The sequence below is a fragment of the Agrobacterium sp. 16-172Ci genome (genome assembly GCF_053522725.1).
In genome coordinates this window covers 66743-88367 of sequence record NZ_JBNWBW010000027.1, presented here as the reverse complement: position 1 = coordinate 88367, position 21625 = coordinate 66743, and the positions used below count along the sequence as shown (strand labels likewise).

Genomic DNA, 21625 nt, shown 5'->3' with positions numbered 1-21625 from the left:
TGCCCGGCCATCCACGTCTTTTCGTCATCGCTCATCGTCGCCAGAAAATCATCCCGAGGCGGAATGAACTTGCATAGATAGTTCTTCATAGTGTGCTCCGGTGTTTAAGTGGTCGCCAATGAGCCCCGATGTCATCTGCAGATTTACCTACAGATTCAGGGAGTGCCGCCAGTGCACACAAGTTACTATTTAATTGGTGGCAAGTCACTATGAAAATGATACTAACATTAAAGATCGCAATCGGGTTCGTGGGTTGAAGGTGTCGCGTGCCTGGCGTTTTTGTGTGGGATGTCGGTCATGTGGAATGAGCATACGGTCCTGATCGATCTTGCCGAAGCATGCCGATAGGATAACGTGTCGATGGTCCGCGCGCCGGACCATTGAAATGATCGGGCAATACCCGGCAGTCTCCGGTTGCTTCCTACAGTCGGCATCCTGCATAACGGGCGACAGACCACGAGGAAATTTGGCTATGATCTTTGCCGCGGCGCATATCTTCGAGGCTGTCATGACGAGTGTTCAGTAGTTGGAGCGTTGCCTCAACATGGAGCAAAAGTCGGGTGACCTTTCATAGTGGGACAAGGCCTCGGTCGCGAGATTCTATTTCTGTTACAATTATCTTGCTCGCGGCCGGAGAGGCGAGCCGCATGGGTGCCGGCGGACCGCACAAACTACTTGCCGAATTCGCCGGCGTGCCCCTCGTGCGCCGATCTGCCGAACGCGCTATTTCAAGTAGTGCCGACTCCGTAACCGTTGTTACCGGTTACAGGCAGGAGGAAATCAAGGCCGCCTTGGCTGGCCTTGAACTCAACTATGTCCACAATCCCGAATTTGCTTCCGGTCTTGCGAGTTCGCTGAAGCTGGGCTTCGGCGCACCGAAGTCCAGCTGTGCAGACGGCGTTTTGGTGATGCTCGCCGACATGCCGAATGTCACCGCCGATCATCTCACGATCCTGATTGAAACATTCCGGAGCGCCCTCGCCCAGACGATCGTGCGCGCGTCGTCGCAGGGCAAACCCGGCAACCCCGTCATTTTGCCAATGTCGCTGCATCAGGAGGTGACCCGGCTTGAAGGCGATGTCGGTGCCAGACACATTATCGAAGCCTGCAGCTTCCCGATTATCGACGTCGCTATCGGCTCCGCCGCCGCTCTCGACGTCGATACGCCGGAGGAGGTTATCGCAGCCGGTGGCATCCTCAAGTAACGGCACCATACGGGCCGCAAGTTTGGGAAGGCAGGGGACAAATTCATGCCCGACTGCTGCACAATTAAGATGGTGCGCCTGAAAGTCTAGCCACAAGCCCATAGGTTTCGGCCGCGGTACGGCCAAATCGCCTGTTGTAGCGTGCTTAAAAAGTCATATTCGACGACGCCCATCAGTGAGATACACCCCGCGATCCGTTCATCATAGGGTCATGGAAATTTCTCCAACCGGGTCGCGGCGACGTCCGCCAGAATGGAAAGCGCAAGCGAAGTTGCGTCTCTGGTCGGGCCGAAAAGACCTATTGGAGCTCTTATACGCTCGATCGTCTCTCGAGACACGTCGCGGCTTTCCAGTCGATCGGCCCGATTTCGATGAGTTCGCACACTGCCCAGCGCCCCGATATAAAATGCGTCCGACTTGAGCGCCGCTAAGAGTATTTGTTCTTCGGCATCGAGATCATGATGGAGCAGAATGACGGCGGTGAATGGATCGATCACTGGCAAGGGTCTAGGCTGTAGTGACAATTTAAGGGAATGGGATTCCGTTTTGTCGTTGAATCAGATTCAACACTGACTTTTGGAGGTCGGTGATGGATGGCGAGGTTTTGCGCGACGATCAGTGGGATCGGCTGAAATCGTTCGTTCCCGGTGGTCGCCAAGGCAAGCGCGGCCCGCGTAGTGACGGTCGCCGTTTTTTCGATGCGGTGTTGTGGCTGGCACGCTCGGGTGCACGCTGGCGCGATCTGCCGGAAGATCGTTTCGGGCCTTATCAGACGGTGAAGCGACGGTATTATCGGTGGATCGAGCAAGGTGTATTCGATCAGATTTTCGAAGCGATAGCCGCCGATCCTGATCTGGAGTGGCTTTCGATCGATGCGACCGTGATTCGGGCGCAGGCCCAAGCTGCTGGTGGCCGACGAAAAAGGGGGGCTCGCAAGCCCAGGCTCTCGGTCGCTCCCGCGGTGGATTTGGCAGTAAAATCCATGCGGTAGTTGACGCGTTGGGCCTACCGGTTCGCTTCCATCTTGGACCGGGACAGCAGAATGACATGGCTCCAGCTTGCGATCTTGTCCGGGGTATACCCGCCAAACAGGTGCTGGCAGACCGCGCCTATGATGCCGATAGCCTGCACGACATCATTCTCGAACAGGGCGGCGAGCCGGTCATCCCGCCGCGCCGCCATCGCAAGTATCAGCACGCCTACGACCGCATCGCATACAAGGCCCGATGGGGTATCGAAAGCTTCTTCGCAAAGCTCAAGCAGTGGCGGCGTATCGCAACACGCTATGACAAAATCGCCGCAAACTTCATGGGCTTCATCAAAATCGCAAGCATAATGCTATGGCTCAAATGATTAAATTGTCACTACAGCCTAGATAATTTCGAGCCATCTGCGATTAAAATGACATCATAGCCAGCAGCGTCTGCAAGCCTCTGTAGCACCTGGGCCTCCCCCATCTGGCCAGATATGACAAGTCGAGTTCGTGGTCGATATACCGTGTGCATGGTACCATCGCGAAAACCGGAAAGACGATTTGGCTGTTCGACGAACGTAATCGTTTCGTCTAGCCGCGAATAATCGAGCCCGCAAGCTTTCCGGCTTTCTAGCCATTCAATGGCGCGAACAAGCGGCTCGGCTTGTCGTAATATGTGTATGGATACGGTGATGCCTCCACCACAAGGCAGAACGATATCAAAAAAGGGAGACCCTTCTCCAAAGACAACGGTGCGATCTTTCCCGCTCATCATCGACGCCAAAGCTTCCGACGCAACGGCGGCCTCAACGCAGCCTCCAGACACGTAGCCACAAAATTGCCCGTTTGCAGCCACCGCCATGTGAGCGCCGAGCGCGCGGGCAGCGCCACCACGGACATCAACAAGAGTGGCAAGAACCGCACCTTGGGTCTGAACCGCGTTCGCGGCGAAACGGAGAATCTCCAACTGATCGTCGCCTGCGTTGATGCGGGACGGGGTTATCGCCGCAATGTGTTCCACGTGCTTTTCCTGCCCACTCATCGCATTTGCAGGACCACGGGATTGCTGCTGGCGGGATCAGTGTGGTCGCGCATTGCTTTCACGTCTTCCGGCGTGACGGCGCTGCCATGGTTGCCCCAAGCAGTGCGCATATAGGTCAACACATCCGCAATCTCCCTGTCGGACAATTGCTGGCGGAAGGGAGGCATGCGATATGAGTCTGGAACACCGGCGGTAACAACCCGGCCAGACCCATTAAGGGTGACATTGATCTGAGATTCTGGATGCTCTGCCAACGAAGAGGCTGCTCCGGCCAGTGGTGAAATCCATTGGCTTTGACCCCGACCATCTGCGCCATGGCAGAAACCGCAACGGGTTGAATAAATCTGCTCGCCCGGCGTTCGACTTCCGGTAGAGGTCGATGCGGCAACGGCATAGTGCCACGGCTTGCCGTCGCGATCGACATCCCCGGGCAGAGATTTGAGATAGTGGCCGATTGACCTAAGATCTTCATCCGTCATGAATTGCAGAGAATTGTTGTATGCCTCTGTCATAGAGCCAAAAACCACGGCATGCTGGTTGCGGCCGTTTTTCAGAAACTGGAAAATGTCGTCCTCACTCCAACGTCCAAGCCCCGTGTTGTGGTCTTGCCGCAAGCTTGGAGCGTACCAGCCGTCCAGCAACGCGCCAGACAAGAAAGCCGGACTGGCCTCGTCCAAGGCCTTTTCATTCATCGTCACACTCCGAGGCGTATGACAGGCACCACAATGGCCCGCGGCCTGGACAAGATAGGCTCCACGGTTCCACCGTTCATCTCTTTCAGGCTTTTGCACATAAACGCCTGCATCCACGAACATCGCGTTCCAGATCGCAAGGGGCCAGCGCAGGTTCAGCGGCCATTCTATTTCAGTCGGCTTGTTTGGATGGTGCTCAGGTTTAACCCCATTGAAAAAGAAAGCATAAAGTGCCTCGATATCAGTATCTGTCATCTTGACATAAGACGGATAGGGCATGGCCGGATAAAGTCGACTGCCATCAGGTGTTACACCGTGGCGAACAGCCCTATCGAAATCCGCAAGCGAATAAGTCCCGATACCTGTTTCCTTATCAGGAGTGATGTTCGTAGCGAAAATGGAACCGAGCGGCGTGCCCATTTCGAGACCGCCCACAAACGGTCTGCTGCCGGGTGTGCTGTGACACGCAACACAGTCAGCCTGCCTGGCGACCATTTCACCTCGCGCCAGAACTTCTAGCGTTATCGGCTTTGATGTCGCGCTATCAAACGGCGACGATGGCGTGTGTGTTACGAACAACACGGTTGCGGCGCATGCACCCATTATGATGCCGACGACAAACAGAAATCTCTTCAAGGCAAACTACCTTTTTTTGGCGGCCTCAAGTCCAGCCAAGCCGCCGGAAATGCGCGTTCAGGCTTTAAATCAACTCTCGAATGTGTAGTGAGAGAGCGGCATGCTTCGGATGCGCTGACCGGTTAATACTGAAACGGCATTGGCGACGGCAGGCGGCACCGCCGGAAGCCCTGGCTCCCCAACTCCTCCCATTATCTCGCCGCTTTCGATAATGCGCGTGTGCACACGAGGCATCCGCTCTGGACCGAGAATGGGATAAAGATCATAGTTGCGAGCGATCGGTTGGCCCATCTCGTAGACGGTTTCCTCTAACAAAACTTGCGAGAGACCCAAAGCCACCGCCGAGTTGATTTGGGCTTCAACGATCGCAGGATTGACAACGCTGCCTGGATCAATCGCTTGCCACAGGTCGTGAACAACAACTCCACCAGCCTTGATCGATACCTCCGCTATCGCAACGGTATGGCTACCGAACGGTGACGCCATGCCGATTCCCCGCGCACGGCGCGTACCATCGTCTGCCTTAAACGGCCCGCGCTTCCAGCCTCCCGACATGTCTGCGCCAGCTTTGAGAAGTGTGGTCAGACGGGGGTTGTCTTTGAGTAGGTGCAACCGCAGTTCATAGGGATCCTTGCCGCCTTTATCTGCGAGTTCGTCGAGGAAACATTCGTAGAAGAAATCGTTCATCGAGTTGCCAACTGACCGCCAGAAAGCCAGCATTGTCGGGTTTTGGACAAAAATTTGCGCAGTGCGTCGATTCGGTATGGCGTAGGATTTCCCAGTCAGCCCCTCGACAGCAGTATCATCGACCTTCTCCGGATTGTGTCCTCGCAGGCCCTCTGTCGGGCCTTCGCAGATGCTGACGGCTTCAAAGGCGACTGGCATCCCGCCGTCATCAAGCGCACCCCGGAATCGAACAGCCGCCATTGGCCGGAGCGTATCGCGAAGAAACTCCTCCTCGCGGCTCCAGATGAGTTTGATCGGTCGTCCCGTCTCCTTGGCCAACTGAATTGCCTGCACGTGGGGATTACCCGCTATATAGAGGAAATGCCGTCCAAAAAACCCGCCGAGCAGAGGACTTCGGACGTTGATCTTCGACACATCAAGGCCCGTTATTTTTGCGATATCAGCCTGAAACACCTCAGGTGCCTGATTGGGCATCCACACATCGAGACTGCCGTCTTCGTTGAACCTCGCAAGTGCCGATGGTGGCTCGAGCTGCGCATGATTGAGGTACTGGCTGTGATAGGTGGATGCCAGGGTATTTTTGGAAGAGGCAAATACCCCGGCAGGGTCACCCGCTTTCTCTGCTTCCCGGCCTTCGCCCGGCTCGTTCGCAAGACGATCTGCGAAAGCCACAGATGAAAAATCACTCGGCATGATGCGTCCGCCTTGAACAGCAGACACACCGTTCGCCTCCCGCCATTCGACCTGCAATGCCTCGACAGCGCGCTTTGCGTTCCACCAGCGCTCAGCCACGACCGCAACAGCACCAGGTAGGCGGTGAACGGAATGAACACCTTTCATCCCCCTCACGGCATCCTCATTTCGGATGGCGCCCACAGCCATGCCCAGGCGCGGCGCGTGTTGCACGGCGGCGTGCAACATGCCATCAACCTTGCAGTCGATGGCGTAAACCGCACGGCCAGTCGATTTGTCGAGCACATCAAGACGCTTGATGGGCTTACCAATCCACCTGAACTGGCCAGTATCCCTCAATTTTACGCTCTGTGCCGGAGGAATTGGCAGATCCAGTGCCTCGCGAGCGATTTCGCCGTACTCAAGCGAGCGGCCAGAAGCAACATGGATCACCTTGCCCGGCTCCGTTGTCAGTTCGGAAAGAGGGACACTGAGACGTCTTGCAGATGCCTGCAGGAGCATCAGACGTGCCGACGCGCCAAGGTGGCGCATGGTGTCATAACTGAAGCGCGTCGACATGCTGCCGCCGGTCAGGCGCATCTTGCCCCCGATGATTTGATAGTCGCGGCCAGCTGGCGCATTTTCAACGACGAATGAGGAAGGATCAAGGTCGAGTTCTTCGCCGACGATTTGTGCCATAGCCGTAAAAATGCCTTGACCACCTTCAACGAACGGACTCAGCAGCCTTGCGGTGTTATCCGGCCGGATTTCGAGAAATGCAGGTACACGCGTGCCAGGTGCGGCGGTAGCGGGCGCATCCTGTGCTCTTGCGACCACCGGCAAGCCAAAGCCGATCACCAGCGCACCAAAGGTCGCACCGGCAGATGCCAATAGCAGCCCGCGACGCGAGATATTCACGGGTTGGTTGTTCGGAAACTCGTCCAGGTTCATCGAGGCGCGGAAAATCTCGCTCATCGAGAAATCTCCTTACGGCTGGCAACGTCGTTCACCGCAGCCTTGATGGCATTGTAGGTGCCGCATCGACAGAGATTGATCATCGCAGCGGTGATGTCTTCCTGTGTCGGATTGGATATCTCCTTTAGGAGTGCAGTAGCCGCCACCACCTGGCCGGACTGACAATATCCACATTGTGGGACTTGGTGATCGACCCAAGCGGCGACGACCGCCTTTCCGATCGGATCCTCTTCGATCGCTTCAATGGTCACGATTGATTTACCTGCCAGCCCATCAAGCGGCGTCACGCACGAACGGGTGACTTTTCCATCTATTAGAACCGAACATGCTCCGCACTGGGCAAGGCCACAGCCATACTTGGTCCCTGTCATGCCAAGCTCATCTCGGATCACCCACAAAAGAGGCATGTCGGGATCGGCATCAACCCGATGGATGCTACCATTGACAGAGATTTCCATTGTTTGCTCCTTAGGTCTTGCATCCGCTCAAGCTTTTGGGGTTGTTATTTTTACGAACGTTCTGCGTTTTTTTGCAGTGGTGTTTGCCAGGACAAGAAGTTACTATTAAATCTGGAGTTAGTCACTATGAATTCGATATTATCGTGGAAAATCTATCAAACTTGCCCTGTCTCGTAGCTCGGAGACTCGCACTTGTAAGAGATTATTGGAGCATACTCATTCTGCGTGATGCCCAACCGGGCTCAATACCGCAAGATCCGTTTGATTTGATCGGTAGCCTGGGAGCACCCCATCCCAAACAACGTCTGGCGATGCCAGTCTTTGCGACTTTTCAATGGTGTACTTTACCAGAGCGGCGGCATAGATTTTGCCGCCGCTCCTATGATCGGTCAGTTGTTGCGCAAGCATGTCGCGATCCGCGCCAGCCTCCTTTTTCCAAGGCATGCCAATGCTCCGGCCGTTAATGTCTTTCTTTCCGTTGCTGTGGTCGCTCTTTGCTCACCCGCGCGAGGGATCGATCAGGAATTTCGCCCCCGTAGCCTTACGCTGATAAGACGCCAGCACTACGGGATCGAGTGCTTCGACCAGTCCGATCGTGCGGGTGTACTGGGTGGCGAATGTGGTCGTCAGTTCATCGTTGACCCGCTGGCGCAGGCGCTGCACCGCTTCCGGTCCTGCCTTCTGCAGGAACTGAGTCATCAGCCAGCCCGAGACGCTCCAGTCAAAGCCGAAGGCCAGGCGATCAAGAACAGCAAGAGAATAGTCAAGCATGCCATAGGAATAGAGATGTTTGGAGACTGCGGAGCCGTAGGGGGAGTAGCGAGTGAGATCGCGAGCCGCAGCCTTTTCGATCGCACGCAACATGTCGCTTCCCAGCGTTCCTCCCCCCACGGCATCAAACACCACCGTTGCGCCTGTCTCGGCGACGGCATCCACCAGATCGTCGAAAAACTGCGCGTCGCGGCTATTGAGCACATAGGTTGCGCCAATTTCGCGCAAGAGCGCCGCCTGCTCGGCCGAGCGAACGATATTAATCAGTGGAATGCCATCAGCCAGGCAGATGCGCTGGAGAATCTGGCCGAGGCTGGAGGCCGCGGCGGTATGGATGATCGCCTTGTGGCCGCCATTGCGCGCGGTTTCGATAAAGCCAAGTGCGGTCAACGGATTGATCGAGATCGCGGCGCCCTCGGCGGCGCTTGCTCCTTCCGGGAGGGCAATGGCGTCGTTTGCGCGAACAACGCGGTGGTCCGCATACATAGCGCCTCCCAAAGTGGCGACCCGCCGCCCCAACCACGCCTGCGCGCCCGCACCAGCCACGACCACGGTGCCGGCCCCTTCGTTACCAGGCCGTAGGGTTTGACCAATGCGTGCCTTCGCGCTGGCCAGCTGATCCGCGGGAATGTCGAACGTGAGTATCGGGCTCTCCGGCGTACCGGATTGACGCAACGTGCTCAGGTCAGCGGGCCCCAGAAGCAGGGTCAGGTCACTCGGGTTGATCGGAGCTCCCTCGACCCGGATGACGATTTCATCGGCAGCCGGCTCGGGAACGGTGACATTCACCAGGGCGAGGGTAAGTGTCCCGTCGTCATGGATCGTCGAGTGTAGTTCGCGTGAAATACTCTTCATGTTCAAGCTCCTTTTTGTATGTCGGTTTATGATGCTTGTGACGCCGCCTGCGCTGCGTTGGCGCGCATTCCGGCAAGAAAGATGGTGGTGAAGGTTGTGACGAGGCCGAAGACGTCGATGTCGCCGCTATGCATCTTCGATGCGATCATCGAGAATGAGGATGGCTATACCGTGAACAATCGCCCAAAGCGCGAGCGCCTCTGCGACCAAAGGGGCCAGAACTCCGATCGGCAACAACTGCGTCTGCATCAGCGCGAAAACTGCGTCCCCAGCGATTTTCAATTCGACATATTGGGGTTTCGCAAGATCCTTGCCGATCACCAGCAGAAAGATCGCCGGTTCCGCCATCGCGAAGCTGGAGCATGCCGGGTATGACGGCCGCCGTCAGCAAGGTGGGCACCAGCGAATTGAGGCGCAGCAGGTTCTCCAGTGCAACCGGATCGGCATTGGCGAGACCGCCACTCAGACCCGCGCCGGCATTGTTGACCAGAATGTCGATCGGCGGATCGGCACGCAGGCGCTGCGCCACCGGCTCCGTCTGTGCGGCATCCGTCAGGTCTGCGGTGATCACCTCGACGGTTACGCCATGGGCCGAGCGAAGCTCATCGGCAAGTGCGTTCAGCCGGTCGGTGGCTCTGGCAACGAGGACGAGATTGTGGCCGCGGGCCGCCAGACGGCGTGCGTAGACCGTACCGATGCCACTGGAGGCACCGGTAATAAGGGCGATTATCATGTCTGTTGTCCTTGAATAGTACGAAGGTTCGGGCGCCTTGGCCCCCGCTTTTCTCAGTCGCGCGCCTTCAGGTGCGGCATCGGATTATGCTCGTAGTGGCCAACGCCGTTAGCAACGATCGGATCGCGGGAAGTGAAGGATGCGATGCCCTGATCGAGCAGGTCGTCGAGGAAGGCGCCGTGCCCGGCCATCCATGTCTTTTCGTCATCGCTCATCGTCGCCAGGAATTCATCCCGAGGCGGAATGAACTTGCATAGATAGTTCTTCATAAAATGCTCCCGCTTTCGGTGAGAAACGGAGGCTGACCTTACACTGGAACCGCCGTTTTTATTGGACCTCAACCAGGCAGTAAGCTAATATCGATTTCATAGTCTGTCACTATGAAATCGATATTAACATGAAGAACGTTTCGGATTACCCCTGCCTTATCGCCCGAAGTCTTGCTCTCGTAGGAGATGCATGGAGTATGCTGATCATGCGGGACGCGCATGCTGGCCTCACTCGTTTCGACGAATTCAGAAAAAATCTGGGCATCGCGCCGACGATGCTGACCAGCCGGCTGGCATCGCTGACCGAGGAGGGGCTTTTGGAGAAGAGGCGCTATTCCGATCGACCGCCGCGCGATGAATATCTCCTGACACCAGCCGGCCAGGATTTGTTGCCCGTATTGTTTGCGCTAGCCTCTTGGGCAGGCAAGCACAGAGGTGGTGGTGACTTCACTCGCTTTTTCGACACCGAAGCGGAGACGGAGATCGATCCGGTGACCATAGATAAAGTGACTGGCGCCCCTATCGGCACACGCCCGATTACCATCGCACTTCCGAAGTGCGTTCCGACAGGCGACATTTAACTGCTGCCGCACGCACATTTGAAGACATTGGGCATCAAGACTCTGGTCTACCTATGGAGGCTGTTGATCCTCCGAGGATAAGCGTTGGAGGGGATATCCGAATACGTTCATCGTCAGGAATGTCTCTACCACCTTACCACCAGGCCGGCCTGACGGGTCCGGATCGACGAAAAGCGCTGGGTCAAGACCGGCGTCGAATTCACCGATGGCGAATTGTTCCTCAGCACGATGATCACCGACGGCAAGTCGGACTGGTCGGTGTCACAGCCCTTCAAGGAGCTCAAGGATTCTACATTCGCATTACGCGCGCCACGGGCGCGATGTGCGTCCATCCGCCTTTATTCTTTCCGGCCTCATGGCGGCCGCTTACTTCACGGCCCACTTTCCTGTCAGCTTTTTCCCGACTGAGAACGGCGGTTACACCGCCGCCGGTTGGTGTTTCATTTTTCTTTGTTTCGTTACGTCGGGCGGTGGGCCGACCAGTCTAGACGCTATCTTGTCTAAACACGCGGACCGCTAACTAAGAGCGATCCAGGTGACCATTTCGATCAACGGCCAGGGAACGAATGACCCCGGCGGAGGCGTTTGCCCTTCACAACTGCCCCCGGATGATGAGTTAGTTGACATTCATCTGTGCTCTTCAACGATATTGGCCCGGAAAAACAATATCCTGATCAACAAGAACGTTGAATTTGTAGCCCGGTCGGATCTGCAACGTCGGCTGCACGTCCATATTCCGCTGGATTGTCCGGTCGGCCACTCGCCCAAAGGTCTCGGCAAAATTGCGCCTTGCTGCGTCGGAGGCGGTATCCTGGGTGGCAAGCGTCGAGCTCTGAGGAACCGCCATGTCGATGCCGGTCCCGATCAGCGCGATCATAACCGCCGAGCCGAAGGTTTTAAGATAGTGGTTGTTCACCTTGTCATTGAAGCCGCCGTAACCTTCTGAATCCGTGCCGGCCATACCGCCGATTTGCAAAGTCGATCCGTTCGGGAAGATGATGTCTGACCAAACGACGAGCACGCGGCTCTGGCCGAACGACACCTTGCTGTCATAGCGACCGAACAGTTTCGTGCCCTGTGGGATCAGCAGGCGATGGCCTGTTGCGCTGTCATAGACATTCTGGCTGACCTGCGCGGTGATACGCCCTGGAAGGTCGGAATTGATGCCTGTTATCAATGTCGCCGGGATAACCGAGCCTCGTTTCAGTTCGTACAGGGACTGCTGCGGCACGACGCGGCTTGGCAGATAGCCGAGGTCCTTGAGGTCGGCATTGAAGAAGTCTTCCTTGGAGCTCTGTCCGTTTGGATCGACGTTCTGTCCGCCAAGACCGGCGCGCACAGCCGCGGCGTAAAGATCGGACGCGCTTCCATTGGTGGCGGCTGTCGTTGTCATCCGGGACGCGGCGCTCTCATCTTTTTCCGACCTTATTTCCAGCTTGCCACGATCGATGGCAAGCGGTGCGTCATAGGCGGAGTCTCGCGCCTGCATTCGCGCCATCCGCTGACGCTGCTGCTCGCGCAGAACCTGTTCCTGCTGCTCACGTGAGAGACGCGCCCGCCACACCTCTTCCGGCTCCAGTTCCGATTCGCGCCGTTGCTCTTGTCTCGCTTCGGGCTGTGCGAACGGATTGGCCGCCTTCTCTTCCTCCTGTTTTGTCTCGACCGGCGTCGGCTGGAAAGTCGTCTTCTGTTGGGGTTCGCCGATGATGCCGTCGGTGACGCCCCGTTTAATCTGGTCCGCATAGGTCGAGGCCGGATTGCCGGAACTCGTGTCCAGACCACTATCCTTGCCAAAGTAAAGCCCGCGCGAGGCGAGGCCAAAGAAGATAATGCCGAGGAAAGCGACGAGCAGCACGATCACGACGATGACCGGCAAGCGATTCACCCGCTTGATGCCCGATTTACCCTGGCTGTTCGCAGCGCCGCCGAGCTTGAGAGACTGCACCATGACGTTTCTCCCTCACCCGCGACGCATGAGCGACAGCGCGCTTGCCGGTGTCGCACCCGATGTCGTCACTATGTAGGCCCGACCGAGTTCGACACTGCTCGTCGAAAGCCGAGCGAGTACCTGGCCGTCGTAGGGCACGATGACATAGGCGAGCGGAACGACGGCGCCGCCGCGATCCGTCTTTTGATCGGTGACAACGGCATAGCCCCATCCCTTCAGGGCTGCTTCAAGTGCCTGTCCGAACGGCGAATTGTCTTGTTTGAGCGCAACGGTCACCTTCCCCTGCCCGATCTGTTCGGCAAGACGGCTGACCATATCGCCAGCAATGGCGCCCGCCGCCGGTCCGGAGATATTCGGGGGCGTCGCGCTGGTGACGAGGGCCCCACTATCCATCGACTGGCATCCGGAAAGGAGGATAGCGAGGGCAGTCGTTGCGGCGAAGCACCGGATCGGGCTCAGACGGTTTCCTCTGCGACGGAGGAGATTCAACATTACTGCCCTCCCCTGCTGATCGTCACCTTCTGCTGTTTCCAGCCGACGCCAGAGACGAGGACGGCACGATCGATATTGTAATCCACCACCATCATGTTGCTCTTCATGCGGTAGTTGACGATGCGGTTCTGGCCGCCGGAGACGACGAAGAGAACCGGTGCATCCTGCCCGGAGATCGACCGTGGAAACTGGATGTAGGTCTTTTGTCCATCCGAATAGACCCGCGTCGGCCGCCAGCCGGCACTGCCCGAGACGGAATAGGCGAAGCTTAGTTGCTCGGCTGGGACGCCCGCGCCCGGGATTGTACTGGCTTCCAGCCGCGCGTTGACATCGGCAAGCTTGGCCGAGACGTCCTCGGGATATTCGAAACCAACGCGCGCCATATATTGCGTGGCATGCGATTTCAGCTGGATATGATAGGTCCGCCGCGACGTCGTCACGACCATCGACGTGACCAGACCCGGCTCCGACGGCTTGACGATCAGGTGGATCGCTTGGCCACCCGCCGCTCCAGAGGTCGCAGGCTCTACTTTCCACCGCACAGTGTCACCGACCAGCACGTCCCGAACGACCTCACCACCCTGAAGCTCGATGTCGCAGACCTGCAGGGGTGAGCAGACGACCGACGGCTGCACTTCGCCATAGAGGAAAACCACCTTTCCATCCGCGCCTTTCGTGACAAGGCCGCGGCTTCCGCGCCACTGTGTTGAGATTCCCATACCCTTTGCCTCGTTTGCCGTGACACCATCGGCGGCGAGAGAAGCAGACGGGAGAAGGGTTGACGAGGCTGCAACGGCAATAGCGATGATGCCGGCGCTCATGGCGACCCGTGACAGTGCGTGTGATCTTTTCATGTTCAGGGCCATGCCTTTCAAAGCTGCGCAGTCCAGTCGAAATCGCGGAGATAGAGACCGATGGGATTGATACGGATGACACCTTCATCCTGGGGAGGCGTCAGTGTCACCGTGGCGATCCCGCGGAAGCGGCGAGTGGCAGTCTCCTTGCCGCGGCGATCTCGCTCGAACTCGGTCCAGTCGATCTGGTAGCTTTGGTTCGACAGCGCGACGATGTTGTTGACCTCGATCGCCACCGTTGCGGTCTTCGCCTTCTCGAAGGGCGAGTTGGAGCGAAACCAAGCATTCACCTTTTCCGTCGCTGGATCGGATGTGCGCAGCAGCCCATATGTCCGGTCGATATACTGCTTCTGTACAACCGCATCGGGGGTGACGGATCGGAAGCTCGACACGAAACTACCGAGTGTCGCGCGCACCACGCGTGGATCGGCATATTCGATCTGCTGCGGGAAGCCGGCATTGACTGATGTGCCGAGCTTGTCGACTTCGACGATATAAGGGATCAGCTTGACCTGCGTGCTCTGGTAGAGCGCGTAGCCGAAGCCGATAACGGCCATGGTCATGCCGGCTATCCCGACGACGCGCCAGGCGGCAGCCGCTTTGACGTACGAGCCATAACGCTCGTTCCATTCGTGGCGAGCAGCAACATAGGGATTATCGGGAATATTCTGTCCGGCCATTCTGGAGCGTTCCGTCACTTGTCATTGATCGGCGGTGGTGGAGGAGGTGTGCCAGGCCGGCCGGGCTGCTGATCGAGCTTTGCGTTGGCAAGGCCGAGCATCGATCCGGCATAGGCGCCGGGCGAACCGATCGCTTTTTCTTTCGCTGCGGAGCCGACCGCACCGGCCGCCCCGCCAACCCCCGCCTGCATGCGCCGTAGCGCAGCACTGGCCAGAGACGAGCCTCCTGCCCTCGCAGCACTGGCGGCTCCAAACCCTCTGTTTGCCGCGCCGATCGTTAGAAATCCGGCGCCGAGCGCCGCGGATGCCGCCTGCCCGCCGTGGCGGATGGCCTCCATTCCGCCGCCGACCGATGCGCCCTGAACCACGCCCTGCAAGATGGGTGGCACATACATGGCGATCACGAAGACGACGACAGAGATGCCGGCAATCGCCAACGTGGTGATGAACTGTTCCGATGTGGCGGTGGGAGCTTCGGCAAGACCAAGAAGGATGTCCGAGCCGATCTTTGCGATCATCACCAAGGCCATCAGCTTCATGCCAACGGAAAAGGCATAGACCAGATACTTGATCGCAAAATCCTTGGTGTGGGACGAGCCACCCAGCCCGAGCATGATCATGCCGGCGAGCAGGCCGACATACATCTCGACCATCACCGCGACGAAGATCGCAGCAACCAGCGAGAATGACACGACGACCACGACCATGGCGAAGACGGCGGCGATCGCCAGCGCGTTATCCTCCCAGAGACCGAACTTGGCCTGTTCCGACATCTTCGTTGCGACACGAATGCCGGCATCGAAGATGTTGGCGGGAGATGCCGATCCGCCACCGGCGCCGATCTGGTAGAGACTGTCGACCACGGCCTTGGCAAACTCCGGCCCCCTGTCGAGGATGAAGGCGAAGAGCCCGATGAACATGATGCGCTTGACGAGTTCGGCGAACCAGCTGTCGAGCGAGGCGGCGTTGATCGCCAGCCATACGGCGGCGATCCCGACCTCGATGCCGGCGAGGATCCAGAACAACGAGCGGGCTGCATTCATCACCGTCGTCTCCCAGCCCTTGGCAGCGGTGACGACGGAATTTTCAAGGGTGGTCAGGACTTGGCCCTGTTGTGCCAACGCCGGCGTGGTCGCCAGCAGGACGACTGAGATCGCGATGAACATCCGTTCGAGCGTGCGGGAAGAAGGAACAGCTACCATCGTGGCTTCATCTCCTGGCCGCCGCGGATGTCGCGGTTGGCGTCTCCACCGAAGAACTCATCACGATGTCGGCGCCGGTCTTCATCGGAGGGAGAACCTTTCGCTATCGCGCCAGATCGCAAAACTGGCTCCGGCCGAAGCAAGACCGAGGTTACGACGCTTGCACCCGCCGCGGAGACTACTGCTACAAGGGCGATAATGACGATCAGACGAAAACTCACCAGCGTGGCTCCATCGTTTGGCCGCCCCTGATATCGCGCTCGGTCCCACTGAAAAATTGTTCGCGCCGCGCCTGTGCCAGATCCTTTTGCGCCTGTTCGGACTGGTACCAGGTCCCCATCATCGTCATCTGCTGGGACACCAGACCGCGCAGTTTCTGCATCTGCGCGACCTGCTGGGCGGCAATCTCGTGCCCGACCTGCAGCGCCTTCATCTGGCCGTCGGACGATTCCGAAATTGATCTGAGCTGCGACATCGTGCTCTCCTCGCTGGAGAACTGATCGGCCGTGAGGTTGGCGGCCTTCAGTGTGCCGGCGATCGTGTCGCGATTGGTGTCGGACCAGCTCTGATAAGTCGTGGAGAAGCTCGCGCCGTCAGGCAGGTTGCTCTTTATCTGGGCAAAGCTCTGAAAGCGCTGCTTGAGGACATCGTCGACATTGCCCATGGAGAAGGCGACGCCCTGGCCCTGGTTGACGATGGTCTGGAGGTTCTTCAGATCGCTTTCGACCTGACCCCAGACATGGTTCGGAAGCTGCGCGGTGTTCTGTAGCATGTTCTTGTAGATGTTGAGCTGGTTCTGGATCTGCTCGGCCAGCTGCGAGATCTGTGTGATCTGGTTGTTCACCTGCTCAGCGGACTTGCCGACGAGCGAGATCAGTTCGGTATTGTTGGCAAGCTGTGTCCATTCGGTTGCCTGACCCGTCACGCCACCGGCCTCAGCTGGAAGCGGGAAAGCGGACGAGAGCGTGAGGAACACACCGAGCGCAGCGTGCCATATCCTATTCGGTTGGGAAGAGCGTGTGGGCATGGGCGATCCCCCTTTGCTGAAGCCAATGAAGAGGCCAGGCGGCCCCATATTCATGATGCAGGGCGCGGATGCGCTTGAGGTCTTCCTTTCCGGACGCTCCGACAAAGGAGAGCGCCACCGGCCCAAGCGCCATGTCAAACAGACGTCGACCCTCGGGCGACACGACGTAATAGTCCCGCTTCGGGATCGCGGTCGCGACGATCTCGATCTGCCGCTCGTTGAAGCCGATGCGCTCGTAGAACTCGCGCGTGCCCGGCTCCCGCGCAGCACCGTTCGGGAGGCAGATCTTGGTCGGGCAGCTCTCCTTCAGCACATCAATGATGCCTGACCGCTCGGCATCAGAGATTGACTGGGTGGCCAGCACCACGGCGCAATTGGCCTTGCGCAGTACCTTCAGCCATTCCCTGATCTTGTCGCGGAACACCGGGTGGCCGAGCATCAGCCAGGCCTCGTCAAGAATGATGAGGCTGGGTACACCGGTCAGGCGTTTTTCAATGCGTCGGAAAAGATAGGTCAGAACGGGCACAAGGTTGCGCTCGCCCATATTCATCAGTTCCTCGATCTCGAAGCATTGGAAGGCGCCGAGAGCCAGCCCGTCTTCTTCGGCGTCGAGCAGCTGCCCCATCGGACCATCGACGGTGTAGTGATGCAGGGCGTCCTTGATCTCCCGCATTTGGACACCCGAGACAAAGTCCGAGAGCGAGCGGCCGCGGGATTCGGCCATCAGGCCGACCTGCCGTGAAATGGCATTGCGGTAGTCCGGAGTGATCGTCACGCCCTGCAGTGCCACCAGCATCTCGATCCACTCGGAGGCGAACGCACGATCGCCCTCGGTCGAGAGCTCGGCCAGCGGGCAGAAAGAGAGTGGCCTTCCCTCCCCCGCTTCCTGAGCATCGCCGCCGATCTGATAATGATCGCCGCCGAGCCCCAGCGTCAGCGGCAGCATCGAGCCACCCTTGTCGAACGCGAAGATCTGCGCACCGGCGTAGCGTCGGAACTGGGCTGCGATCAATGAGAGCAGCGTTGATTTGCCCGACCCCGTCGGACCGAAGATCAGAGTGTGGCCGACATCGTCGACATGCAGGTTCAGCCGGAAGGGAGTTGATCCGCTGGCGACCTGCATCAGCGGCGGCGATGCGGCCGGATAGAATGGGCAAGGTGCGACCGGGCTTCCGGACCAGATAGAATTAAGCGGGATCAGGTCGGCGAGATTGCGCGTGTTGATCAGCGGCTCACGGATATTGGCATAGGATACGCCCGGCAGGCTGCCAAGAAATGCATCGGTCGCGTTGATTGTCTCGATGCGGGCACCAAAACCTTCGGCCTGGATCAGGCGCCGGACTGCCTCACACTTCTCCTGCAGGCTTTGCTGGTCCTCAACAAAGAGAACGATGACCGGTGTGTAATAACCATAGGCGACGAGCTGCGACGAGGCTTCGGCGATGGCGTCTTCGGTTTCCGCCACCATCATCATGGCGTCCTGATCGACCGAGCGGCTCTGTGTCTGGAAAAGCTGGTCGAAGAATGGCCTGACCTTCTGCTGCCACTTCTTGCGGGTACGCTCGAGCCTTCCGCGTGCCTCCTCGGCGTCAAGGAATATGAAGCGGGAAGACCAGCGATAGGTGAGCGGCATCAGGTCGAGACTGTTGAGTATCCCCGGCCAGCTTTCGGCGGGCAGGCCGTCGATCGCCACCACGCCAAGAAACCGGTTCTCGACAAGTGGCGTCAGGCCGTGCTGCAGCTCGGCCGTGACCAGCCAGTCGAGATACATTGGGATCTCTGGCAGGCGCACTGGATGATTTTCCCCGGTGATGCAAAAGCGGATGAACTGGAAGAGTTCGTCGTAGCGGGCGACACGATGACCGCCGCGCTCCGGCGTTTCGCGTGTCATCATCCGTCGGATCGAAACGACATTGGCAAGATACTGTTCGACCTCCCGGATCGACGTCAGAAAGGTTTCGAGCGCCTTGTCGGCATAGGTGGCGGACCGGCTGCCAACGTCGGAATAGACATAGCGCGTCAATCCGGACCGCCTCGGCTCCGGTGGACGCCAGGTCAGGACCAGGGCATGCCGGCTTTCGTAATGCCCCCTCTCCTTCTGGAAATGTGCCCGCCGCTCCGCATCGATGGCGCGGGTCACCGGATCGGTGAAATGGCTGGCCTCCTCCGTCGGATAATCTCCCGTCGGCACTCGGACAGCCTCGACCTGGATCATCCAGCCGGAACCGAGGCGCGACAGGATTGCATTGATCTGCCGCGACACCTCGTTCCGCTCAGCACCGGTCGAGCTTTCGCTATCGGGTCCGGCAAAGTACCAGCCCGCCATCAGCGAGCCGTCCTTCAGGAGAAGGACGCCGTTATCGACCAACCCGGCATAGGGAACGAGATCGGCAAAGGATGGTCCGGAATGGCGGAAGGATTTGAGGGCAACCATGCAGTGCTCCCTCAATACCTGCGCCACGGCGAAGACGTCGCGCGGTAGAAGGTTTTGTAGGAGATATGACGGATATAGACTCTTCGCATCAGCGGGTCGGCCTTGGCCATCATACGAAGGGCTGCGACCGCGACCAGCCAGATCGCAACGCCGAACAGCGCCGCATACCAGGTCAGAACCACGAAGATCAGGATGGCGGCAGCCAGCGCCGTCACAAGGACAAGCTCGCGATCGGCGCCCATCAAAAGGTTGGGACGCGAGAGTGCCCTGTGCACTCGCGATCGAATGAGGTTTGAGCCGGCTTCAGCCACGAGCCCCCTCCCCTACTGCTGACGGCGTCATCACAGCCGCAGGAAAGGCTGGAGCAACATCTGCGTCGGCGTGTACCTCGCCGATCGAGGCACCAGTTGCGCCGAACAGAGCGACGATCTGTGTCGCGCCGAGCAGTACGCCGCCGACCAGGGCGACATAGCAAAGGCGACGCGCGAAATCATTCAGCTCGCCTCCGAAGATCAGCATGGCGCCGGCGATGGCGACAGCGGCTAGCGCGATAAACCCGGCGACAGGTCCGGTGATCGATTGCTGGATCTGTTGCAGCGGCGATTCCCAGGGAAGGCCGCCTCCGCCCGAGGAAGCGAATGCGGAATCACTAAACCCGATAGAAATGGCGAAAAGCGTCGTGCCGGTGAGAAGAATAGAGATTTTACGCGACATGGCTGTCCTCATCGATATGGGCATAGTGTTCGGTCTGGTAGCGGCCGTTGCGGTATCCTTCGATGTGGATCACCTCACGGACCCGCCTCCCCTTTCCCGTTCGCTCGATAGAGACGACGAGATCGACGGCCTCTCCGATGACCTCCTGCATCGGTTGCTGGCTGGCCTCGGCGGTGAGTTGCTCAAGCCGCCGCAGCGCCGACATGGCGGTGTTGGAATGGATGGTAGTGACCCCGCCGGGATGACCGGTGTTCCAGGCCTTCAGGAGCGTGAGCGCTGCGCCGTCGCGGACCTCGCCGACGATGATGCGGTCCGGCCGCAGCCGCATGGTGCTTTTCAGTAAACGAGCCATGTCGATGGTATCGCTGGTGTGAAGCGAAACTGCGTTTTCTGCCGCGCACTGGATTTCGGCGGTGTCTTCGAGGATAACCATCCGATCGTCCGGGGCCGCCGCCACGATCTCGGCGATGATGGCGTTGGCAAGCGTCGTTTTTCCGGACCCGGTGCCCCCGGAGATGATGATATTCATCCGCGCATCGATCGCGCTTCGAATGGCAGATGCCTGGGCATCAGTCATCACCTTCGACTTCACGTACTCTGTCAGTGGAATGAGACGCGAAGCACGACGGCGGATCGTGAATGCCGGTCCGGCGACCACCGGTGGCAACAGCCCCTCGAAGCGGTGTCCGCCAATCGGCAGTTCACCAGAGATGATCGGTCGTTCGTCGTCGGCCTCCGATTGCAGGGCATGCGCAACGCTGCCGATGACGACTTCGGCTGCGGCAGTGCTCATTGCGCCGGCCGGTGCTACGCCGTGCCCCAGCCGTTCGATGAACAGCTTTCCGTCCGGATTGAGCATGATCTCGACCACGGTCGCATCATCGAGCGCGATGCAGAGTTGGTCGCCGAGGGCGTCCTGCAGTTTACGAACCAGACGAGGATGAGAGCGAAGTTGGGTCACGCAGCGCTCCGGATCTCGCGACCGTGATATTCGGCGATGATCGAGTGGTAGTCCGGTGGGCAGACCCGCTCGAAGCTAACCCGGTCGGCCGGCAGTGTTCCGGCGATGGCCACCGTGTTTCCGATTGCCACGGGTTCGCCAAGCCGCCTCATCGGCCATCCGGCCCGGTTCAGGATACGCTCGAAGCGCAGGTCGGTGGCCGTGACGATCTCGTCGTAGCCGTTTGCCATCGACCACTCGATGATCCCGGCAAACATTGTGAGCGTCGCGAGATGGAGTTGGCCCCCTCCCCTTGCCGCAGCCAATGACGTATCGACGCAAAAGCGCGAGCTCTCGACCACGCTGGCCGACGTGGTGAGCGAACCCGATGCCAGCAATTGCGGGAATGTCTGCTCCAGCATGGTCGGCCCCAGAGCCGGCAGCAGGCGCGCGCAGCCGACGACCCTTTCGTCATCAGTGGCCGCAAGTATGTAAGTCGGGTCGAGATCGTCGTACTCGTCCCGTTCTCCTGCCTCAGTAATCGTGACATCCCACTCAAGACGTTCGCGGAAGACTGCGGCGCGCAAGCAGTGCATCTGTTTCAGGAGATTTGAACGATCGGCGTAGCGATCCGGGGAAACGCTCAGAATCTGCATTTTGCTCTCCGCACGATGTGGACATGCGGGACAAAGATCATCTCAAAATGCGGCTGGCTATCTGCAGATCTGCAGAGAGCTGAGTCGGCTTGGAAACACGCCTTCGGTTGCCCAAGCCTGGCAAAGCCA

The 21625-nt window shown here is 58.7% G+C and carries 23 protein-coding genes and 4 pseudogenes; 5 read left to right on the top strand and 22 right to left on the bottom strand.

The window, feature by feature from the left end; genetic code table 11:
• Positions 1-560: 560 nt before the first annotated feature.
• Complete coding sequence (locus tag ACQZ40_RS21005; protein WP_336510123.1) at positions 561-1205, top strand: nucleotidyltransferase family protein; 645 nt, start codon at positions 561-563, stop codon at positions 1203-1205.
• A gap of 209 nt (positions 1206-1414) precedes the next feature.
• Here the strand turns inward: ACQZ40_RS21005 and ACQZ40_RS21000 are convergent.
• Positions 1415-1702 (bottom strand): annotated as a pseudogene (locus ACQZ40_RS21000) (XdhC family protein); the annotation flags it as partial.
• Positions 1703-1794: 92 nt separating this feature from the next.
• Between ACQZ40_RS21000 and ACQZ40_RS20995 the strand changes: the two are divergent.
• Positions 1795-2558, top strand: a protein-coding gene (locus ACQZ40_RS20995; protein ID WP_174000816.1) for an IS5 family transposase whose coding sequence is annotated in 2 segments (ribosomal slippage) — positions 1795-2122 and positions 2122-2558 — 765 coding nt in all. Because the reading frame shifts where the segments join, the coding sequence is not laid out codon by codon here.
• An 11-nt stretch (positions 2559-2569) separates the two neighbouring features.
• Here ACQZ40_RS20995 and ACQZ40_RS20990 read toward each other — a convergent pair.
• The 4 genes from ACQZ40_RS20990 to ACQZ40_RS20975 form a co-directional block, all read right to left on the bottom strand.
• Positions 2570-3199, bottom strand: a complete 630-nt coding sequence (locus ACQZ40_RS20990; RefSeq protein WP_336510124.1) for an XdhC family protein — start codon at positions 3197-3199, stop codon at positions 2570-2572.
• Between the two features lie 17 nt (positions 3200-3216).
• Positions 3217-4548, bottom strand: a complete 1332-nt coding sequence (locus tag ACQZ40_RS20985; protein ID WP_236766982.1) for a c-type cytochrome — start codon at positions 4546-4548, stop codon at positions 3217-3219.
• A gap of 69 nt (positions 4549-4617) precedes the next feature.
• Complete coding sequence (locus tag ACQZ40_RS20980) at positions 4618-6882, bottom strand: xanthine dehydrogenase family protein molybdopterin-binding subunit (protein WP_174000818.1); 2265 nt, start codon at positions 6880-6882, stop codon at positions 4618-4620.
• A complete protein-coding gene (locus ACQZ40_RS20975; RefSeq protein ID WP_174000819.1) occupies positions 6879-7340 on the bottom strand; it encodes a (2Fe-2S)-binding protein in 462 nt (153 codons plus the stop codon). The genes ACQZ40_RS20980 and ACQZ40_RS20975 overlap by 4 nt, the downstream gene beginning before the upstream one ends.
• Positions 7341-7483: 143 nt before the next feature.
• On the opposite strand from ACQZ40_RS20975, the pseudogene ACQZ40_RS20970 reads away from it, so the two are divergent.
• A pseudogene (locus tag ACQZ40_RS20970) lies at positions 7484-7603 on the top strand (winged helix-turn-helix transcriptional regulator); the annotation flags it as partial.
• Here the strand turns inward: ACQZ40_RS20970 and ACQZ40_RS20965 are convergent.
• The 5 genes and pseudogenes from ACQZ40_RS20965 to ACQZ40_RS20945 form a co-directional block, all read right to left on the bottom strand.
• On the bottom strand, positions 7557-7784 hold the full coding sequence (locus ACQZ40_RS20965; RefSeq protein WP_174000820.1) for a hypothetical protein: 228 nt from the start codon (positions 7782-7784) through the stop codon (positions 7557-7559). The pseudogene ACQZ40_RS20970 and the gene ACQZ40_RS20965 sit on opposite strands and share 47 nt — an antisense overlap.
• Positions 7785-7838: 54 nt before the next feature.
• Positions 7839-8966 (bottom strand): zinc-binding dehydrogenase, encoded by a 1128-nt coding sequence (locus tag ACQZ40_RS20960; protein ID WP_174000821.1) that lies wholly within the window; start codon positions 8964-8966, stop codon positions 7839-7841.
• Between the two features lie 126 nt (positions 8967-9092).
• On the bottom strand, positions 9093-9314 hold the full coding sequence (locus ACQZ40_RS20955; protein ID WP_423753063.1) for a hypothetical protein: 222 nt from the start codon (positions 9312-9314) through the stop codon (positions 9093-9095).
• 7 nt (positions 9315-9321) lie between these two features.
• Positions 9322-9699 (bottom strand): annotated as a pseudogene (locus tag ACQZ40_RS20950) (SDR family NAD(P)-dependent oxidoreductase); the annotation flags it as partial.
• A 53-nt stretch (positions 9700-9752) separates the two neighbouring features.
• Positions 9753-9968, bottom strand: a complete 216-nt coding sequence (locus ACQZ40_RS20945) for a hypothetical protein (protein ID WP_174000823.1) — start codon at positions 9966-9968, stop codon at positions 9753-9755.
• Between the two features lie 128 nt (positions 9969-10096).
• Here ACQZ40_RS20945 and ACQZ40_RS20940 point away from each other — a divergent pair, with 128 nt between their 5' ends.
• Together ACQZ40_RS20940 and ACQZ40_RS20935 are read left to right on the top strand one after the other, a co-directional pair.
• A complete protein-coding gene (locus ACQZ40_RS20940; RefSeq protein WP_174000824.1) occupies positions 10097-10549 on the top strand; it encodes a winged helix-turn-helix transcriptional regulator in 453 nt (150 codons plus the stop codon).
• 134 nt (positions 10550-10683) lie between these two features.
• Positions 10684-10872 (top strand): annotated as a pseudogene (locus tag ACQZ40_RS20935) (DUF1349 domain-containing protein); the annotation flags it as partial.
• A 317-nt stretch (positions 10873-11189) separates the two neighbouring features.
• Here the strand turns inward: ACQZ40_RS20935 and trbI are convergent.
• The 12 genes from trbI to traI are packed head-to-tail and all read right to left on the bottom strand — an operon-like array spanning position 11190 to position 21496.
• On the bottom strand, positions 11190-12497 hold the full coding sequence (gene trbI / locus ACQZ40_RS20930) for an IncP-type conjugal transfer protein TrbI (protein WP_174000825.1): 1308 nt from the start codon (positions 12495-12497) through the stop codon (positions 11190-11192).
• A 12-nt stretch (positions 12498-12509) separates the two neighbouring features.
• Positions 12510-12989: a conjugal transfer protein TrbH gene (gene trbH, locus ACQZ40_RS20925; RefSeq protein WP_174000826.1), complete on the bottom strand. Its 480-nt coding sequence runs from the start codon at positions 12987-12989 to the stop codon at positions 12510-12512.
• Entirely contained in the window at positions 12989-13810 is an 822-nt protein-coding gene (gene trbG / locus ACQZ40_RS20920; protein ID WP_423753064.1) for a P-type conjugative transfer protein TrbG, read from the bottom strand. The genes trbH and trbG overlap by 1 nt, the downstream gene beginning before the upstream one ends.
• A gap of 50 nt (positions 13811-13860) precedes the next feature.
• Positions 13861-14523, bottom strand: a complete 663-nt coding sequence (locus tag ACQZ40_RS20915) for a conjugal transfer protein TrbF (RefSeq protein ID WP_174000828.1) — start codon at positions 14521-14523, stop codon at positions 13861-13863.
• Between the two features lie 14 nt (positions 14524-14537).
• The gene (gene trbL, locus ACQZ40_RS20910; protein ID WP_174000829.1) at positions 14538-15725 is read right to left on the bottom strand and encodes a P-type conjugative transfer protein TrbL; all 1188 of its coding nucleotides are present in this window, start codon (positions 15723-15725) and stop codon (positions 14538-14540) included.
• Complete coding sequence (trbK, locus tag ACQZ40_RS20905; RefSeq protein ID WP_174000830.1) at positions 15719-15946, bottom strand: entry exclusion protein TrbK; 228 nt, start codon at positions 15944-15946, stop codon at positions 15719-15721. The genes trbL and trbK overlap by 7 nt, the downstream gene beginning before the upstream one ends.
• Positions 15943-16752: a P-type conjugative transfer protein TrbJ gene (gene trbJ, locus ACQZ40_RS20900; protein WP_174000831.1), complete on the bottom strand. Its 810-nt coding sequence runs from the start codon at positions 16750-16752 to the stop codon at positions 15943-15945. Before trbJ ends, trbK begins: the two co-directional genes overlap by 4 nt.
• Positions 16724-19186, bottom strand: coding sequence for a conjugal transfer protein TrbE (locus ACQZ40_RS20895; RefSeq protein ID WP_174000832.1), 2463 nt, complete (start codon positions 19184-19186; stop codon positions 16724-16726). Before ACQZ40_RS20895 ends, trbJ begins: the two co-directional genes overlap by 29 nt.
• An 11-nt stretch (positions 19187-19197) precedes the next feature.
• Positions 19198-19497 carry a conjugal transfer protein TrbD gene (locus tag ACQZ40_RS20890; protein ID WP_174000833.1) on the bottom strand — a complete coding sequence of 100 codons (300 nt, stop codon included), beginning with the start codon at positions 19495-19497 and terminating at the stop codon, positions 19198-19200.
• Positions 19490-19900 (bottom strand): conjugal transfer pilin TrbC, encoded by a 411-nt coding sequence (trbC, locus tag ACQZ40_RS20885; RefSeq protein ID WP_174000834.1) that lies wholly within the window; start codon positions 19898-19900, stop codon positions 19490-19492. Before trbC ends, ACQZ40_RS20890 begins: the two co-directional genes overlap by 8 nt.
• Complete coding sequence (gene trbB / locus ACQZ40_RS20880; protein ID WP_174000835.1) at positions 19890-20861, bottom strand: P-type conjugative transfer ATPase TrbB; 972 nt, start codon at positions 20859-20861, stop codon at positions 19890-19892. The genes trbC and trbB overlap by 11 nt, the downstream gene beginning before the upstream one ends.
• Positions 20858-21496 (bottom strand): acyl-homoserine-lactone synthase, encoded by a 639-nt coding sequence (gene traI, locus ACQZ40_RS20875; protein ID WP_174000836.1) that lies wholly within the window; start codon positions 21494-21496, stop codon positions 20858-20860. The genes trbB and traI overlap by 4 nt, the downstream gene beginning before the upstream one ends.
• Positions 21497-21625 lie beyond the last annotated feature (129 nt).

Bases quoted from the DNA above. Each gene is read 5' to 3' on its own strand.
- ACQZ40_RS20980 (WP_174000818.1), bottom strand. From the start codon at position 6,882: ATGAGCGAGATTTTCCGCGCCTCGATGAACCTGGACGAGTTTCCGAAC.
- ACQZ40_RS20975 (WP_174000819.1), bottom strand. From the start codon at position 7,340: ATGGAAATCTCTGTCAATGGTAGCATCCATCGGGTTGATGCCGATCCC.
- ACQZ40_RS20965 (WP_174000820.1), bottom strand. From the start codon at position 7,784: ATGCCTTGGAAAAAGGAGGCTGGCGCGGATCGCGACATGCTTGCGCAA.
- ACQZ40_RS20960 (WP_174000821.1), bottom strand. From the start codon at position 8,966: ATGAAGAGTATTTCACGCGAACTACACTCGACGATCCATGACGACGGG.
- ACQZ40_RS20955 (WP_423753063.1), bottom strand. From the start codon at position 9,314: ATGGCGGAACCGGCGATCTTTCTGCTGGTGATCGGCAAGGATCTTGCG.
- ACQZ40_RS20945 (WP_174000823.1), bottom strand. From the start codon at position 9,968: ATGAAGAACTATCTATGCAAGTTCATTCCGCCTCGGGATGAATTCCTG.
- ACQZ40_RS20940 (WP_174000824.1), top strand. From the start codon at position 10,097: ATGAAGAACGTTTCGGATTACCCCTGCCTTATCGCCCGAAGTCTTGCT.
- trbI (WP_174000825.1), bottom strand. From the start codon at position 12,497: ATGGTGCAGTCTCTCAAGCTCGGCGGCGCTGCGAACAGCCAGGGTAAA.
- trbH (WP_174000826.1), bottom strand. From the start codon at position 12,989: ATGTTGAATCTCCTCCGTCGCAGAGGAAACCGTCTGAGCCCGATCCGG.
- trbG (WP_423753064.1), bottom strand. From the start codon at position 13,810: ATGAGCGCCGGCATCATCGCTATTGCCGTTGCAGCCTCGTCAACCCTT.
- ACQZ40_RS20915 (WP_174000828.1), bottom strand. From the start codon at position 14,523: ATGGCCGGACAGAATATTCCCGATAATCCCTATGTTGCTGCTCGCCAC.
- trbL (WP_174000829.1), bottom strand. From the start codon at position 15,725: ATGGTAGCTGTTCCTTCTTCCCGCACGCTCGAACGGATGTTCATCGCG.
- trbJ (WP_174000831.1), bottom strand. From the start codon at position 16,752: ATGCCCACACGCTCTTCCCAACCGAATAGGATATGGCACGCTGCGCTC.
- ACQZ40_RS20895 (WP_174000832.1), bottom strand. From the start codon at position 19,186: ATGGTTGCCCTCAAATCCTTCCGCCATTCCGGACCATCCTTTGCCGAT.
- trbC (WP_174000834.1), bottom strand. From the start codon at position 19,900: ATGTCGCGTAAAATCTCTATTCTTCTCACCGGCACGACGCTTTTCGCC.
- traI (WP_174000836.1), bottom strand. From the start codon at position 21,496: ATGCAGATTCTGAGCGTTTCCCCGGATCGCTACGCCGATCGTTCAAAT.